Source organism: Cellvibrio sp. pealriver (assembly GCF_001183545.1).
Taxonomy (GTDB): domain Bacteria; phylum Pseudomonadota; class Gammaproteobacteria; order Pseudomonadales; family Cellvibrionaceae; genus Cellvibrio.
Window position 1 is genome coordinate 1,733,774 of sequence record NZ_KQ236688.1, and the last position, 17,098, is coordinate 1,750,871.

At 46.3% G+C, this 17,098-nt stretch carries 13 protein-coding genes; all 13 read right to left on the bottom strand.

The annotated features are described in order from the left end of the window. Positions 1–23: 23 nt before the first annotated feature. A complete protein-coding gene (gene speA, locus VC28_RS07430; protein ID WP_049632241.1) occupies positions 24–1,943 on the bottom strand; it encodes a biosynthetic arginine decarboxylase in 1,920 nt (639 codons plus the stop codon). A gap of 210 nt (positions 1,944–2,153) precedes the next feature. Next, on the bottom strand, positions 2,154–2,483 hold the full coding sequence (locus VC28_RS07435; RefSeq protein ID WP_049630084.1) for a hypothetical protein: 330 nt from the start codon (positions 2,481–2,483) through the stop codon (positions 2,154–2,156). 464 nt (positions 2,484–2,947) lie between these two features. Next, on the bottom strand, positions 2,948–3,571 hold the full coding sequence (locus VC28_RS07440) for a MarC family protein (RefSeq protein ID WP_049630085.1): 624 nt from the start codon (positions 3,569–3,571) through the stop codon (positions 2,948–2,950). An 82-nt stretch (positions 3,572–3,653) separates the two neighbouring features. Then, a complete protein-coding gene (locus VC28_RS07445; protein WP_049630086.1) occupies positions 3,654–5,216 on the bottom strand; it encodes an FAD-binding domain-containing protein in 1,563 nt (520 codons plus the stop codon). A 130-nt stretch (positions 5,217–5,346) separates the two neighbouring features. After that, entirely contained in the window at positions 5,347–6,219 is an 873-nt protein-coding gene (gene sucD / locus VC28_RS07450) for a succinate--CoA ligase subunit alpha (protein ID WP_049630087.1), read from the bottom strand. 11 nt (positions 6,220–6,230) lie between these two features. Further along, positions 6,231–7,397: an ADP-forming succinate--CoA ligase subunit beta gene (gene sucC, locus VC28_RS07455; protein ID WP_049630088.1), complete on the bottom strand. Its 1,167-nt coding sequence runs from the start codon at positions 7,395–7,397 to the stop codon at positions 6,231–6,233. 122 nt (positions 7,398–7,519) lie between these two features. Then, complete coding sequence (gene lpdA / locus VC28_RS07460) at positions 7,520–8,959, bottom strand: dihydrolipoyl dehydrogenase (protein ID WP_049630089.1); 1,440 nt, start codon at positions 8,957–8,959, stop codon at positions 7,520–7,522. A 103-nt stretch (positions 8,960–9,062) separates the two neighbouring features. Continuing rightward, positions 9,063–10,256 carry a 2-oxoglutarate dehydrogenase complex dihydrolipoyllysine-residue succinyltransferase gene (gene odhB, locus VC28_RS07465; protein WP_049630090.1) on the bottom strand — a complete coding sequence of 398 codons (1,194 nt, stop codon included), beginning with the start codon at positions 10,254–10,256 and terminating at the stop codon, positions 9,063–9,065. Positions 10,257–10,315: 59 nt separating this feature from the next. Beyond that, entirely contained in the window at positions 10,316–13,144 is a 2,829-nt protein-coding gene (locus VC28_RS07470; RefSeq protein WP_049630091.1) for a 2-oxoglutarate dehydrogenase E1 component, read from the bottom strand. A 201-nt stretch (positions 13,145–13,345) separates the two neighbouring features. Continuing rightward, positions 13,346–14,050 carry a succinate dehydrogenase iron-sulfur subunit gene (locus VC28_RS07475; protein ID WP_049630092.1) on the bottom strand — a complete coding sequence of 235 codons (705 nt, stop codon included), beginning with the start codon at positions 14,048–14,050 and terminating at the stop codon, positions 13,346–13,348. An 18-nt stretch (positions 14,051–14,068) separates the two neighbouring features. Further along, on the bottom strand, positions 14,069–15,841 hold the full coding sequence (gene sdhA / locus VC28_RS07480) for a succinate dehydrogenase flavoprotein subunit (RefSeq protein ID WP_049630093.1): 1,773 nt from the start codon (positions 15,839–15,841) through the stop codon (positions 14,069–14,071). Beyond that, entirely contained in the window at positions 15,841–16,212 is a 372-nt protein-coding gene (sdhD, locus tag VC28_RS07485) for a succinate dehydrogenase, hydrophobic membrane anchor protein (protein WP_049630094.1), read from the bottom strand. Before sdhD ends, sdhA begins: the two co-directional genes overlap by 1 nt. Continuing rightward, positions 16,206–16,580, bottom strand: a complete 375-nt coding sequence (gene sdhC, locus VC28_RS07490; protein ID WP_049630095.1) for a succinate dehydrogenase, cytochrome b556 subunit — start codon at positions 16,578–16,580, stop codon at positions 16,206–16,208. Before sdhC ends, sdhD begins: the two co-directional genes overlap by 7 nt. Positions 16,581–17,098 lie beyond the last annotated feature (518 nt).

Sequence of the window (17,098 nt, forward strand, 5' to 3'; positions counted from 1 at the left end):
TGGTCTCCCACTAAGGTAAAAATTTATTTCTCAAAATAGGTATAGCCACGCAGGCCTTCTGAATAGGCCGCAAGCATATCCTGGCGATCAGCTACGCTAATCACACCATCGCGTACCGCTTGCTCTGCTGTTTTACGGAACTGCTCATAGAGCGCATTAGGCTTGTATTCAACGTAACTCAACACGTCCGCAATACTGTCGCCATGTAATTCATGAACAAAATCAATGCTGTTATCCGCATTGATACGCACACTGGCAACATTGGTATCGCCAAATAAATTATGCAAATCACCTAGCGTTTCCTGATACGCGCCCACCAAAAAAACACCGAGATAATATTCCTCCCCCGCATTGATTGGGTGCAAAGGTAATGTGGTCGATTCACCTTCGGCCGTTGCGAAACGCTGTAATTTGCCATCGCAATCACAGGTTAAGTCAGCGATGATGGCTTGGCGGGTAGGCTCTTCATCCAAACGATGAATGGGCATCACCGGAAAAATCTGGCCTATAGCCCAGGAGTCAGGCAGGGATTGAAATACACTGAAATTGCCGTAATAAATATCGGCTAACAACTTGGGCAAACTTTCCAATTCTGCCGGGATGCGCTTCATGTTGGGCAATTGCGCTGCAATTTTTTGCAGTGCGGCAAGATAAATATTTTCACCCAATACCCGATGCCGCAAACTGACATCACCAGAGTGAAAAAGGTCGCGAATTTTGTCGCGATAGTACATGACATCGTTGTAGGACTCTTGCAAATTATCCAAACGAATAATGGAAAGTGTATGCCAGAGATTTTCTATCATCTCATGGCAACCAGCCGGCAAAGCATCCGGCATTGCCGTTGGCTCAAAATGAGTGACATCAAGGATGTTAAATAACAACACAGATGTATGGGCAACCGTCGCGCGGCCCGACTCGGTAACAATAGTTGGATGTGGAATTTGGTGTGCATCCAAACTTTCCTGGATAGCCTCAACCACATCAATACAATATTCTTTGACTGAATAGTTTCGGCTGTGCCCGTTGGTACTGCAGGTACCATCATAATCAATCGCAAGGCCGCCTCCTAAATCGAGATAGCCCAAGGGCGCGCCCTCACCCACCAACTCAATATAATAACGGCACGCTTCCAACACACCCGCGCGTATGCTGCGAATATTGGGAATCTGCGACCCCAAATGAAAATGCAGCAACTGAAAACAATGTAATAAATTGGCATCACGCAGCGTATCAATAACCGTCACTAACTCATTCGTATTTAAGCCGAATAAACTGCGATCGCCGCTGTCCTCACTCCAATGCCCTTCTACTTTGGTTGATAATTTCAACCGCACACCGATCAATGGTTCAACATCCATCGCACGGCTGCGCTCAATAACTGATTGCAACTCGCTGAGAGTTTCCAATACAAAAAAAACTTTGAAACCTAATTTGCGCGCTTGTAATCCCAAAGAAATAAATTCTGCATCTTTATAGCCGTTACAAATAATCAAACTATTTCGGTTGGTTAACGTAGCCAATGCAATCATCAGCTCCGCTTTGCTACCAGCCTCCAAGCCATGGTTGAAACGCTCACCGAAGCGTGCGATCTCTGCAATAACATGACTCTGTTGATTTACTTTGATGGGAAATGCACCGCGATATTGACCACGGTAACCGCTCGCTTCTATCGCTTGGGAAAAAGAATCGTTGAGAATGCCAATACGGGAATCGAGAATGTTTTCAAGGCGCAGCAATACTGGCATTTGCAGTCCGCGCTGCTGAAGCCCATCGACAATCTCCATTAAAGAGACACTGGCATCACCTTCGGCACCGGGCGCACGGACGATGACCTCACCCTTGTCAGAAACACCAAAGTAACCACTACTCCATTCATCAACCCCATAGAGTTCGGCTGATTTACGTGCGGACCATTGGCCCGCTGATTCGGAAATGTTCAATATATTCACCCTTACTCTGTGCGAATCCCATCAGGAGGGATCCGGTGAATAGAAAGCGGGGTTTGATACGCGTCCAAAACCCCAAAAATGGCGCGCAATTGTCCACATTTTTGATGAAAAATAAAGGTTTACCGCCAGATAGACTATTTTTTGTACGAAAAATTTCAACTCAATGTAAACACATTTCCGGGTTTACAAAACTGTGGAAGGTTATTTTTTATCCAAAAATTGTATTAGCGTGCCCATATTGCGCTTATCGAACAACACTTTGACATCACGCGCCTCACTTATTGTAGTTGTATCGTCTTTTTCAACCTGCATACGTAAGTTCAAATCAGAAAAACTGACTTTGCCAAGCGTGAAATATTTTGGTAATTCAATTTGCGACAACTCACGCAAGGGTGAATGACGATTGACCTGATTAGCAGATATCGCCTCTACGCTGTGATACGCCTCGCGTAACTCATTAACAGAGGTGGCCGCTGATTTGTATGAACGTGCGGAGGCTGGTTGTAACTCGGTCGTATATGCAGTGCCCAACCAGGTTATAGCTACCCCTGTTGTGTAACGATAAATGTATTCGCTGCCAGGATAATAGGTTCCCGCACACGGGCTTCACTTAATGTTTGATAACACAAAAATCAACACTTTCTGCGGCAACATCATCGTTAAAGGTAATGAACGATGAATAATCCTGATCCTCAATTCAAGAATTTTTTAATTAACGGAAAAGGCTGCGGCCAACCACCGATGCAATTAGCGTGAATGGTGATTCAATAAAATGATAGCAATTGATGTAATTATCGAACGAATTTTTAACATGATCAGTCTCTTCCTTATTTCGATAAACACAGGTTGTTTTATCGTTTGTAATAAGGAATTATTATTATGAAGGACGACCGAATAACATTTTCCGAAATTATATTTATAAATAGATCATGGCCTTAACCATGTGATATTGCTATCGACTTAACTTTTTTTAGCGAATGTATTAATCGAATGTATTAACCGATAAATAATTGAGGGAAAAGCCCCTTGATCCCTCCTGCAATAAATTCTACTGCAATTGCAGCCAACAACAGTCCCATTACTCGCGTAGACATCACAATACTGCGCTTACTCAAGTGCTGGCGAAACCAGGATAAAAATCTAAAGCATAGCCACAGTGAACTACTAACAAGCAAAATACAGCCGGTGATCGCTATATAATGCAGCATAGAATTGGACTGGTGCGCGTAAACAATGACTGCACTCATCGCACCCGGCCCGGCAAGTAACGGCATCGTCAAGGGAACCAGTGCAATGGTTTCATCTTGCGCCGCTTCAATATCTTCGGGTGAATGTCCTCTGGACTGTAACATCGTCAAGCCCATTAACAGCAGAATAATCCCACCTGCGCAGCGAAATGCATCAATGCTGATTCCAAATGCCCACAAGATCCATTCACCAAGCAATAACGCAACCATCAACGCTGCAAAAACAGAAATGATCGTAAGGCGAGCTGTTTTACCCTGTTGTTCATCGCTTTGATGGACTGTTAGCGCGATAAATACCGGAACAGCGCCGAGTGGATCGACAATCGCCAAAAGACTGATGAGAAATTTGCTGTATTCAGTAATTTCCAGCATGAGCATCACCTGCCATAAACCTATCCAAAGTTTAGGTGTTAATTTGCAGACTTGCGTAGCAGGTTATGCTCATTTGCAGACTTTATTCATGCTCATCGGTAAACAAGGTGTATTGCGCAGATGCATCTGTAACACTCTTGTGGGCGACACGTTTGGATTTTTTATTACGCAAACGTGAACCGTGCTTTTCCAATACCAACCGGGATTGTTCACGCCCTCCATCACTGGCTCGGATTGCCGCAATTTCCGCTTTCATTTGCCTCACATTATGTTCGGCATTCACCACGGCAGGTGTATACCTGGGAAGGGGCATATCCGTGTGCAATGCAATTTGCCTCGCCGAAAATCGCCGCAGCTCCGGCAGCCAGCGATGCACAAATTGACATTCAGGATCTTGATCCATCAATTGTTTGAGTGGGTTATACACACGTAAACTATTAATGCCCACAATCGCAGCTTGCATTTGTACTTGGGAAAAATGAATTCCCGGTTCATAGTCTACAAATAATTTTGCTAGAGGGTACTGCAAGTCCCGCCAATGAATGTGCAAACCAAAACAGGCAAAATTAACCAGCATAGCCCGCATCCGGAAATTGAGAAAACCGGTTGCTTGCAGGCAGCGCATACAGGCATCAATCAACGGAAAACCGGTTGCACCGTTCACCCAAGCTTGCAAGCGCGATTTATCATCCGTGTAATTTATGCTGTCGTAAGCAGGGTTTAATGCACGAAACTCCATTTGACTGGCAGATTCGAGACGCTGCACGAAATGATCTCGCCAAAACAAACGGGAACTAAAACTCTCCAGACTTTTTTGCCATCGCTGCAACAATTGATCATCAGGAGTGATATCAAGCTGCTCGTCAAGTTCCTGCAAACGTTGTTGCAAGCGCGAAAAAATTCGTCGCAAACTGACGGTTCCCCATGCAATATGTGGAGAAAGCCGTGAGCCATAAAAAAACGCTTTGTTGGGCGAAGAAATTCCACCGCGATACCCCAACCCGCGCTCATGCAGAAAACTATCCAACGCACGTTGTGCACGCCGTTCATTGACTTGCTGAACACTACCCCACTGGATCTGTGAATCTATTAAGTCGGGCACTAGTTGCGAAAGTAACGGAATATAAAAATGCCGAGAAAAATGTTGCATATCTGGTTGTGGGATATACGAAGGAGCGGCTAGAGGTTGTGATTCCAACAATCGTTGTGCAATAAAATGTTGGCGTTTGTCGCGCGAGCTTAAACGACGAACCACACTGGACTGAGGCAATTCCTGCCAAACCACATTGTTTTCAATACACCAGCCAGCGACTTTTTTGTCGCGCTGAAAAGTGACATCAGCACCGGTTTCTTCATGAGAAAAAATATGTGTAAACGCAAATTGCTTTCGCAACCACTCCAGCCCCTCGGGAAGATCCTGATGAATAACTAACAATTCCGCCCCGCGTAAGCGCAGGTTGTGTTGCAACTCTATCAAGGCACAGAGCTGTGCGTGTAAATGAAATGCCGAGGCATCGTAGGCGCGATAAACACGTGGCTCCAAAAAATACACTGGAATGACGAAAGCGCACTGGGCAAGTGCTGCACCCAAAGCAGAGTTATCATCCAATCTAAAATCGCGCTTAATCCACCAGAGAGCAATCATAAAGAGCAACCAATACTAGATCAGGCCTTTACGTATAAAACGCAACTTTCGATTACCTAAAAATGAAAAAGGCGATCCGAAGATCGCCTTTTTACAGAAACTTGATCAGACATTGCCAATCAATAATTTCTTACCAGCCAGTGATTTCTTTCAGTGCTTTACCGATGTCAGCCAAGCTCTTAACAGTTTTCACGCCAGCATCTTCCAGTGCAGCAAATTTCTCGTCAGCAGTACCTTTGCCGCCAGAAATAATCGCACCAGCGTGACCCATACGCTTACCAGCAGGTGCAGTTACACCAGCAATGTAAGATACAACAGGCTTGGTCACGTTAGCTTTGATGAAAGCAGCAGCTTCTTCTTCCGCAGAACCACCGATCTCACCAATCATAACGATGGCTTCAGTTTGTGGGTCAGCCTGGAACAGCTTCAGGATGTCAATGAAGTTAGAACCTGGAATTGGGTCACCACCAATACCAACACAAGTAGATTGGCCAAAACCGTAGTCAGTGGTTTGTTTCACTGCTTCGTAAGTCAAAGTGCCTGAACGCGAAACAATACCTACTTTACCTGGCTTGTGGATGTGGCCTGGCATGATACCGATCTTGCACTCGCCCGGAGTGATAACACCTGGGCAATTAGGGCCAATCAAACGCACACCCAACTCGTCACACTTCACTTTAGCGTCAAGCATATCAAGGGTAGGAATACCTTCTGTAATACACACGATCAACTTGATGCCGCCATTAGCCGCTTCAAGGATAGAGTCTTTACAGAATGCAGCAGGTACATAAATAACAGAAGCTTCCGCGCCGGTAGCGTCAACAGCTTCTTTCACTGTGTTGAATACTGGCAATCCAAGATGAGTTTGACCGCCTTTACCAGGAGTCACACCACCAACCATTTTAGTGCCGTAAGCAATCGCTTGTTCGGAGTGGAAAGTACCTTGCGCACCGGTGAAACCCTGGCAAATTACTTTGGTGTCTTTGTTAATTAAAACGCTCATTCTTTTTCCCCTTATTGGTTCGCCGCCGCTGCAACCACTTTCTTGGCAGCACCAGTCAAGTCGGTATCGGCAATAATGTTCAGGCCGCTTTCGCCCAACACTTTTGCACCCAATTCAGCATTGTTACCTTGCAGACGAACAACAACAGGTACTTTCACGCCTACTTCTTTAACCGCACCGATTACGCCTTCTGCGATCATGTCGCAACGTACGATACCGCCGAAGATGTTGATGAATACAGCTTTCACTGCATCGTCAGACAGAATGATTTTGAACGCTTCCACTACGCGCTCTTTGGTCGCACCACCGCCTACGTCGAGGAAGTTAGCAGGTTGGCCACCGTGCAGCTTAACGATGTCCATAGTGCCCATCGCCAAACCAGCGCCGTTTACCATACAACCGATATCGCCACCGAGTGCAACGTAGTTCAATTCCCAAGCAGCAGCGTGAGCTTCACGTGGATCTTCTTGTGATGGATCTTGCAATGCTTTCAATTCTGGGTGACGGTACAGGGCGTTACCATCTACAACCAGTTTTGCATCCAGACAATGCAGGTTACCTTCTGGAGTAATTACCAGTGGGTTAACTTCAACCAGTGCCAGATCTTTCTCTTTAAACAGTTTTGCCAGGTTTACAAAGATGTTTACGAATTGATTGATTTGCTTGCCTTCCAGGCCCAGTTTGAAGGCCAACTCACGACCTTGGTAAGGTTGTGCTCCAACCAACGGGTCAATAGTCGCTTTCAGAATTTTTTCTGGCGTTTCGTGGGCAACTTTTTCAATCTCAACGCCACCTTCAGTCGATGCCATAAACACGATACGACGTGAGGAACGATCTACCACTGCACCCAAATAAAGCTCTTTAGCAATATCAGTGCAGGTTTCAACCAAAATACGGCTTACCGGTTGGCCTTTTTCATCCGTCTGGTAGGTCACCAAATTCTTGCCCAACCATTTTTCAGCAAAGGCTTTGATTTCTTCTTTGGTTTTTACCAATTTCACACCGCCCGCTTTACCGCGGCCACCGGCGTGAACTTGCGCCTTCACAACAAACTCTGAAGCGCCTAATTGATCAGCGGCAGCAACAGCTTCTTCAACAGTTGCGGCAGCAATGCCTTTAGATACAGGCAAACCATATTGGGCAAACAGTTGCTTACCCTGATACTCGTGCAAATTCATGGTGTAGTTCCATTTGACGATGGTTGGTCAAGCGACTTAGAACACTTACCAACTTGGGTTATCGATGGAGGTAAACCTTATGAGTTTACCTCCGCCTAAAAAACGAGGACTCTATGGTTCTCTTAACGCTTCTTCTTGTTGGCAATGTGGATGGCATGACCATGCACCGCCAGGGCTGCTTCGTGGATTGCTTCAGACAGGGTTGGGTGACCAAACACCATCATACCCAGATCTTCTGCACTCGAACCGAATTCCATTGCAATTGCCACCTGCTGAACCAGATCTGCCGCGCTTGGGCCAACAATATGAGCCCCCAGGATGCGATCAGTTTCTGCATGAGCAATAATTTTTACTAGACCGTGGCTTTCGTTAGCTGCCATTGCACGACCGCTGGCCGCAAACGGGAAAGTACCCACATTATAAGGTTCACCAGACGCTTTAACTTGCTCTTCTGTTTTACCGACAGAGGCAACTTCAGGGTGGGTGTATATCACGTTTGGAATGATGTCGTAGTTGATTTGTGATTTTTGACCGGCGATACGCTCGGCAACCATCACGCCTTCTTCGGAACCTTTGTGTGCGAGCATTGGGCCACGTACTACGTCACCAATTGCCCATACGCCCGGTGCATTGGTTTCACATTGCTCGTTAACAAAAATGAAACCGCGCTCATCCAAATTCACTCCAGAATCTGCAGCCAACAAACCTTCGGTATAAGGGCGACGACCCACGCACACGATCAGTTTATCGAAAGTTTCCTGCTGCTCTTTACCATCTTTATCCTGATATGTAACAACGACTTCTTTGCCATTCACTTTTGAACCGGTCACACGCGAACTGGTACGAATATCCAAACCTTGTTTAGTGAGGATTTTTTGTGTTTCTTTGGCAATTTGCTGATCCATCAGGCCCAGAAATGAATCCATGGCTTCAAGTACAACCACTTTGGAACCGAGACGATTCCATACAGAGCCCAATTCCAGACCAATCACACCACCACCAATTACACCCAAACGTGCGGGCACTGATTGGAATTCCAAAGCACCAGTAGAGTTAACAATTACATCGTTATCAACAGGAGCAACGGGGATATTAATCGGGTAAGAACCAGAAGCAAGAATCACGTGATTTGCTTCAAGAATAGTCACTTTACCTTCATGATCAGTTACTTCAACTTTTTTGCCCGCCAACAATTTACCGGTGCCGAATACACTGGTTACACCGTTAGCTTTAAATAAACCAGCAATACCACCTGTCAGATTTTTGATGATTTGGTTTTTACGCGCAATCATCGAAGGAACATTGATTTCAACACCTGATGTGGTAATACCGTGAACAGCAAAATCATCTTTTGCTTCATGATATTTGTAAGAGCTATCGAGCAGAGCCTTGGAAGGAATACAGCCCACGTTTAAGCAAGTTCCACCATTAACACCCTTGCCTTCTTCATTGCGCCACTTTTCGATACACGCGGTCTTCAGACCAAGCTGTGCAGCACGAATAGCAGCAACATATCCTGCTGGGCCGGAACCTATAACGACCACATCAAATTTTTCAGACATAACAATGTTCCTAAATTATTAACAGTCGGTTACAACCTTGTGAGCAGTAACCCTTTACATGAAAAAACGCCCCTGGGTTGCCAGGAGCGTTTCAATACAACACTTAGATCTCAAGCAAAATGCGGGCTGGATCTTCAAGCAAGTCTTTGATCGTTACCAAGAATTGAACGGCTTCTTTACCATCCAACAGACGATGATCATAAGAGAGTGCCAAGTACATCATTGGCAGAATTTCTACTTTTCCATTCACTGCCATTGGACGCTCTTGAATTTTGTGCATACCCAAAATGGCTGACTGCGGCAAATTCAAGATTGGTGTAGACAACAGTGAGCCGAACACACCACCGTTAGTGATAGTGAAGGTACCGCCTGACATTTCTTCAATACCGAGCTTGCCATCACGTGCACGCAAACCAAAATCGCGAATGGTGTTTTCGATTGTTGCCAAGCTCATATTTTCCGCATTGCGCAATACCGGAACCACCAGACCTTTATCAGTAGATACAGCTACGCCGATATCCTGATAACCGTGGTACACGATATCGTTGTTATCGATAGAAGCGTTAACCGCCGGGAAACGACGCAAAGCTTCGGCAGCCGCTTTTACGAAGAAACTCATAAAGCCCAGACGTGAGCCGTTATGAGTTTTCTCAAATTGGTCTTTGTACTTTGCACGCAGCGCCATGACCGGAGCCATGTTTACTTCGTTAAAAGTGGTGAGCATTGCCGTAGTGTTGGACGCTTCAAGCAGACGCTCGGCGATACGCTTACGCAGACGAGTCATAGGTACACGTTTTTCAACGCGATCACCAACTGCTTCAATCGTTGTAACTGGCGCTACAGCAGCAGGAGTAGACGCCGGAGTTGATTTAAGGTGGTTGGCAACATCTTCTTTCAAAACACGTCCATCTTTTCCAGAGCCAGAAACAGACGCTGTGTTTACATTATTTTCTTCAGCTAATTTACGCGCAGCTGGATTTACCGCAGCCGTTTTGGTTGCTTGGGCAACAGCAGGAGCAGCAACGGATGCACTTGCCGCAGGAGCGCTAGTCGCAACAGCGCCTTCAACAAATTTAGCAATAACTTCATTGCTCAATACTGTTTCACCTTCGCCTTTCAGAATTTCAGCGATGCTGCCGTCAGCTGGCGCAACTACTTCCAATACAACTTTGTCAGTTTCAATATCAACAATCAGTTCATCGCGCTTGACAGCTTCACCTGGTTTTTTGTGCCAGGTTGCTACCGTGCCATCTGCAACGGATTCAGGGAATGTAGGGGCTTTGATTTCGATACTCATGCTATTCCATCTCTCTGTAGCGCTAGGATTATTTGATAAACTCAGTCAGTGAAAAGCTCTCAAATTGTGAGAGCTTTGTTTACAAAACGTTTCTCTTCTTCAATATGCGCAGACATGTAACCACCTGCTGGTGCCGCAGATGCATCACGCCCTACATAATCAAGATACATGGTCTTTCCGTACACATCCGCAACAACATGACGCATATGATGCTGGCTGCTATACCAGGCACCTTGGTTCATCGGCTCTTCCTGACACCAGAAAATATCTTTGATGTTTTTGAATGGTGCGAGCGCGGCTTTCAATTCTGCCTCAGGGAAGGGATACAGCTGCTCCAGACGAATCAACGCGATATTATCCAGATTGCGAACAGTGCGCTCTTTCAACAAGGTATAGTAAACCTTGCCACTGCATAAAATAACGCGCTGCACTTTTGCTGAATCAACACTCGTATCGGTGATCACATTCTGGAAGCTACCATTCGCCAGCTCTTCCAAAGTTGATGTCGCCAATTCATGACGCAATAAAGATTTCGGACTCATCACAATCAATGGACGACGCATCGGACGAATCGCTTGACGACGCAACATATGGAAAACTTGCGCCGGAGTTGAAGGCACGCAAACCTGAATATTGTGCTCAGCACACAACTGCATAAAACGCTCTAAACGTGCCGATGAGTGTTCAGGCCCCTGCCCTTCATAACCGTGTGGCAACAACATGGTCAAACCGCAGAGACGGCCCCATTTATGCTCGCCGGAAGTGATGAACTGATCTATAACCACTTGCGCACCGTTAGCAAAATCGCCAAATTGCGCCTCCCAGATCACCAAACCTTTTGGAGCGGTAGTGGCGTAGCCGTATTCAAATGCAAGAACCGCTTCTTCTGATAAGTAGGAATCATAAAGATCAAAATCTACGGCGGTGTTGATATTCTTTAAAGGTGTAGCGGAGCTACCATCTTTTTGGCTGTGCACAACAGCATGACGATGCGAGAAAGTACCGCGACCAACATCTTGACCGGTCATACGAACAGAATATCCTTGCTCAAGCAAAGTAGCGTAAGCCAAGGTTTCAGCCATGCCCCAGTTAAGTGGTAATGCACCAGCAGCCATTTTGCGGCGATCTTCGTACACTTTTTCAACTTGTTTCTGCACCACTATGCCTTCGGGAATAGCTAACATTTTACTGGCAACAGTTTGCAAGGTTTTTAAATCAATGCCTGTTTCAGCAGGTGTCAACCAATCATGACCAATATAAGGTGACCAATCAACGAACAAACTGCGATCTGGCTCGCTTACCAAACCACTGGCAACATGCTCACCACGATCCAGTGCTGCACGATAATTCGTGGTCAAGTCATCTGCTGCTGCTTGGGTTAACAGATTTTCTGCAACCAGTTTTTCTGCGTAAAGTGTGCGAGTAGTTTTGAGTGCACGAATGACTTGGTACATCAAAGGCTGGGTTGCTGAAGGCTCATCAGTTTCATTGTGCCCGCGACGACGGTAGCAAACCAAATCAATAACTACGTCCTTCTTAAATTCATAACGGTAATCAACTGCCAACTGGGCTACAAATAACACTGCCTCAGGGTCGTCGCCATTCACATGGAAAATTGGGCATTCGATCATCTTTGCAACATCGGTACAGTATTCTGTAGAGCGCGCATCTTCACGCTTGTTGGTAGTAAAACCAACCTGATTGTTGATCACGATATGCAGAGTACCACCGGTGCCGTAAGCGCGAGTCTGGGACATCTGGAATGTCTCCATGACCACACCTTGACCTGCAAAAGCAGCGTCACCATGAACCACTATAGGAACTACTTTTGCACCGGTTTTGTCATTGCGACGATCCTGACGCGCACGCACAGAACCCTCAACTACCGGAGAAACAATTTCAAGATGAGACGGGTTAAAAGCCATCGCCATGTGTAATTCGCCACCGGGAGTCATCACATTGGACGAAAAACCTGAGTGATACTTCACGTCGCCTGATGTATTCAGTGAACGTTTGCCGTCGAATTCGGCAAATAATTCCGCGGGGTTTTTACCGAACACATTGATCAATGTATTCAAGCGTCCACGGTGCGCCATACCCAATACGATTTCTTTTGCACCATAGGTACCGGCGCGCTTGACTAACGCATCAACTAGCGGAATGAAACTTTCACCACCCTCCAGACCAAAACGCTTGGTGCCTGGATATTTACTATCAAGATGACGCTCAAGACCTTCAGCAGCTGTTAAACGTTCCAACAATGCCAAACGTTGTTCTTTGGTAAACTCAGGGTTTGAGCGAACACTCTCAAGACGTTGTTGCAACCATTGTTTTTCCGCCAATGGCGTAATATGCATAATTTCAGCGCCGATATGACCGCAATAGGTTTTCTCTAGCGCATCAATTATTTCACGCAGGGTTGCTTGCTCTTTACCGATAAATAAAGTGCCGCTGCTGAATACAGTATCAAGATCTGCATTGGTTAAACCATGAAATTGCAAATCCAAATCAGCAACAGGTTCGCGCACCATTAATCCCAGTGGATCGAGCTGTGCTTTTTGGTGGCCGCGGAAACGATATGAGCTAATTAATTGCAGAACTTTAATTTGTTTTTGTTCGTGCTCTGCACTCACTGAGCCATTGGCAACAGTCACGGTACGAACGCGGGACTTACCCAATTGTTCAAATTGTGCGCGAATGACCGAATGGGGAGTGTCTTGAGTCAGTACACCATTAACACGTGGCAACTGATCGAAGTAGTTACGCCATTCTTCAGGAACGGCATTAGGATTGTGTAAATACGTGTCGTAGAGCTCTTCGACGTAAGCAGCGTTCCCACCGGAAATATGAGACGTACTCCAAAATTGCTCCATAATGCTGTCTTGCATTCCACCCACCTTAATCTTTGGGGACTTGTCCCCTGCTATCAACTAGCGGTTAGCTACCAAACGCTTTCAACTTGTGATTAAAAGCGCCGCTTTTAAGTCGCTATCACCCAAGGCGACAACGGACAGTTTTGATTTAACAATCGCAAATTGCTCATCAAATCATCAAATTTTTGCCTGCTTCAGATACGCAAAAGCGCCACCTTAGGTAGCGCTCTGTAATAACATGTTGCGTATATGGCCAATTGCTCGTGTCGGGTTCAACCCTTTGGGGCAAACCGCCACACAGTTTTGGATACCATGACAACGGAACACACTGAAAGGGTCATCCAGATTGGCCAATCGTTTCTGGGTCGCCAGATCACGACTATCTGCAAGGAAACGGTAAGCCTGCAACAAACCAGCAGGACCAATAAACTTATCAGGATTCCACCAGAAAGAAGGACAGCTGGTTGAGCAACAGGCGCAAAGTATACACTCATAAAGGCCATCAAGCTTCTCGCGATCTTCAGGAGATTGCAAACGCTCGATTGCCGGTGCGGGCGTATCGTTCTGCAGGTAAGGCTCAATTTTCTTGTACTGATCATAGAACTGGGTCATATCGACAACCAGATCGCGGATCACTGGTAAACCAGGTAGCGGGCGCAAAATCAGCGTGTTATTTTTCACGCATTCAGAAATTGGCTTGATGCAAGCCAATCCATTTTTACCATTGATGTTCATTCCGTCTGAACCACACACACCTTCTCGGCATGAACGACGATAAGCCAAAGACTGATCTTGCGCTTTCAATAACTCAAGGACATCGAGCACCATCAGGTCTTTACCCTGGGTATCGATCTCATATTCTTTCATGTAAGGCGCATTATCAGTTTCTGGGTTGTAGCGATAGACTTGTACTTTCAACATGATTCCTACTCCCGATGATTAGTAAGTGCGTTTTTTGGGTTGGAAAGCTTCCATAGTGCGCGGTTTGAAGTTCACCGCACGCTTGCCAACGCGCTTTTCGCCGGGGAAATACATGGAGTGACACAACCAATTGGCATCGTCACGGTCTTCAAAATCTTCACGGGCATGAGCACCGCGAGACTCTTTACGCTCTTCTGCCGCAATTGCGGTTGCTTCAGCGACTTCGAGCAAGTTTTGCAATTCCAATGCTTCAATACGCGCCGTGTTGAAGGCGTTGCTCTTATCGGTGATCGCCACATTTTCGATGCGCTTGCGCAATTCAGCCAGCTGCTGGATACCCTTCTGCATAAACTCACCTTTACGGAATACACCGAAGTAGTTCTGCATGATGGTTTGTAGCTCTTTGCGCAGAACAGCCGCACTTTCACCACTGCTAGAGCTGTTGATCTTATTCAAACGCCCCATAGCTCTATCAATATCAGCCTGGGTTGCATCGCGATGCTCGATACCTTCACGTAGCGCTTTTTCAATATACAAACCCGCCGCGCGACCAAACACCACAAGATCCAGCAGTGAGTTACCACCGAGTCGGTTAGCGCCATGAACAGATACACAAGCCACTTCGCCGCACGCAAACAAACCATCGATGACAACATCGTTGCCATTTGCATCGACAGTCAGTGCTTGGCCATTCACGTTAGTCGGAATTCCACCCATCATGTAGTGACAGGTTGGAACCACTGGAATTGGGGCATAGACAGGGTCAACGTGAGCGAAGGTACGCGATAACTCACAAATGCCTGGCAACTTGCTTTCGAGAACTTCTTCACCAAGGTGATCAAGCTTCAATAAAACGTGGTCTTTATTAGGACCAACACCGCGACCAGCAATAATTTCCTGAATCATGGAACGTGCAACTACATCGCGACCCGCAAGATCTTTTGCGTTGGGAGCGTAACGCTCCATGAAGCGCTCACCTTCAGAGTTGATCAGATAACCACCTTCTCCGCGGCAACCTTCGGTGACCAATACACCAGCACCGGCGATACCAGTTGGATGGAACTGCCACATCTCAATGTCTTGTACCGGGAAGCCGGCACGCAATGCCATACCAACACCATCGCCGGTATTGATATGTGCGTTTGTGGTAGAGGCATAAATGCGGCCTGCACCACCCGTTGCCAATACCGTTGCCTTGGCTTTTACGTAAACAGTTTCGCCATCTTCAATATTGATCGCGATAACACCGACAACAGCGCCATCGGCATTCTTGACCAGATCAACCGCAAACCATTCATTAAGGAATACAGTTTTATTTTTCAGGTTGCCTTGGTACAGGGTATGGAGCAAGGCGTGACCGGTGCGGTCTGCCGCTGCACAAGTGCGCGCTGCCTGGCCACCTTCACCGAAATTTTTGGATTGACCACCAAAAGGACGCTGATAGATACGACCTTCTTCCGTACGGGAGAATGGCAAACCCATGTGTTCCAATTCAAATACAGCTTCGGGGCCGACTGAACACATGTATTCGATAGCATCCTGGTCACCGATGTAATCGGAACCTTTTACGGTGTCATACATGTGCCAACGCCAATCATCGTTTGGATCTGCACTGGCAATCGCACAGGTGATGCCGCCCTGGGCAGACACAGTATGTGAACGAGTTGGAAATACTTTAGTGATTACAGCAGTTTTGTAACCGGATTGAGCCAGCTGCAATGCTGCACGCATGCCAGCACCACCACCACCAATCACAATACCGTCAAAAGAAATAGTGCGTATAGTAGACATTAGTTAATTCCCCAAATTACCTGAACACCCCAAACAAGATAGGTGACTGCGACTGCACCCAACACTATCTGGGCGAATATACGCAGGAAAGTCGCTTTGGAGCCTAACAGGCGGGTAGTTAAATAGTCTGTAAGCACTGCCCACAAGCCGATCCATGCATGTGAAATAAAGGAAAGCAATGTTACGAGGGAAAATACGCGCATCCATAGTTGAGCATAGAGTGATTGCCACTGCTCATAAGTCAACTCAGGATTCAGGACAAGATATGCCACGATAAAAATAGTGTAAGCCGCCATCACGGCTCCGCCGACGCGCTGAATCAACCAATCATAAAGGCCGCTGCGTCCGAAACTGGTTACTGAAGTTACCATACCCAAACCCCCGCCAAAACGATCAAAACAATGGCCACTGCCAGCGCAAGCTTCGCACCCATTTGACCGCCTTTCAGTGACTCACCAATGCCAAAATCCATAATTAAATGACGAATCCCCATTGCAGTGTGGTAAGCCAATGCCGCTAAAACCACCCATAAAATAGCCTGGCAAACTGGATTGGCACCAAGATCGCGAATACTATTGAAGCCTTCTTGCGAATCCAGGCTGGCATCAAGCATCCACAAAAGGAAAGCAACGCCTGCAAAGAGAAAAATGCCAGAGATACGATGAAGAATGGAAACGTAAGCAGTGATGGGAAGTTTTATCGTAGATATATCGAGGTTGACAGGTCTTTTCTTGTTCACGGTCTATCTCACCTGGTTGCCCGTCGCGGGCAGGTTTAAGAATAAGCGCTTCATTTTTTATCACTCATCAGTGACACCAAACGAAACACGCCCTGCAAGTCGCGCAGCATTATAGAGACTGACCTCTTGAAACACAAACAAAAACCCGAATCAAAACCTTCATATTTATAAGCATGAAAACGCTTTTGGATTTTTAACGAAACTTTTACGCAACACACTGATTTTAATAAAATATTTTTATGAAAACGCACTCAATGTGCGCATTTTTGTAGGCGCGCCCCAGCGAAGTGCAAGGGGTTAAATGTATTTTCCAGGCACTGATAACAACCTCATTTGCGCGACCCTGAAAATCCTGATGAAGACAAAAGAATTTGCCACGTAGATACGCCAAAAACTTTCGCCTTAACAAACAAGTCATCTATAATGCGGCTCGCTAACGGCAGCGTCAGCAAACCACACATAGCTGACTAGTCCATAAAAAGTAGCCGGCCCATAACGCCACACATGTAGAAAGCAGA

What these genes read in the sequence shown, in the direction of transcription:
- lpdA (WP_049630089.1), bottom strand. Translation starts at nt 8,959, where the DNA reads ATGTCTGAAAAATTTGATGTGGTCGTTATAGGTTCCGGCCCAGCAGGA.
- odhB (WP_049630090.1), bottom strand. Translation starts at nt 10,256, where the DNA reads ATGAGTATCGAAATCAAAGCCCCTACATTCCCTGAATCCGTTGCAGAT.
- VC28_RS07475 (WP_049630092.1), bottom strand. Translation starts at nt 14,050, where the DNA reads ATGTTGAAAGTACAAGTCTATCGCTACAACCCAGAAACTGATAATGCG.
- VC28_RS07445 (WP_049630086.1), bottom strand. Translation starts at nt 5,216, where the DNA reads ATGATTGCTCTCTGGTGGATTAAGCGCGATTTTAGATTGGATGATAAC.
- sdhD (WP_049630094.1), bottom strand. Translation starts at nt 16,212, where the DNA reads ATGGTAACTTCAGTAACCAGTTTCGGACGCAGCGGCCTTTATGATTGG.
- sdhA (WP_049630093.1), bottom strand. Translation starts at nt 15,841, where the DNA reads ATGTCTACTATACGCACTATTTCTTTTGACGGTATTGTGATTGGTGGT.
- VC28_RS07470 (WP_049630091.1), bottom strand. Translation starts at nt 13,144, where the DNA reads ATGCAAGACAGCATTATGGAGCAATTTTGGAGTACGTCTCATATTTCC.
- sucC (WP_049630088.1), bottom strand. Translation starts at nt 7,397, where the DNA reads ATGAATTTGCACGAGTATCAGGGTAAGCAACTGTTTGCCCAATATGGT.
- VC28_RS07440 (WP_049630085.1), bottom strand. Translation starts at nt 3,571, where the DNA reads ATGCTGGAAATTACTGAATACAGCAAATTTCTCATCAGTCTTTTGGCG.
- sucD (WP_049630087.1), bottom strand. Translation starts at nt 6,219, where the DNA reads ATGAGCGTTTTAATTAACAAAGACACCAAAGTAATTTGCCAGGGTTTC.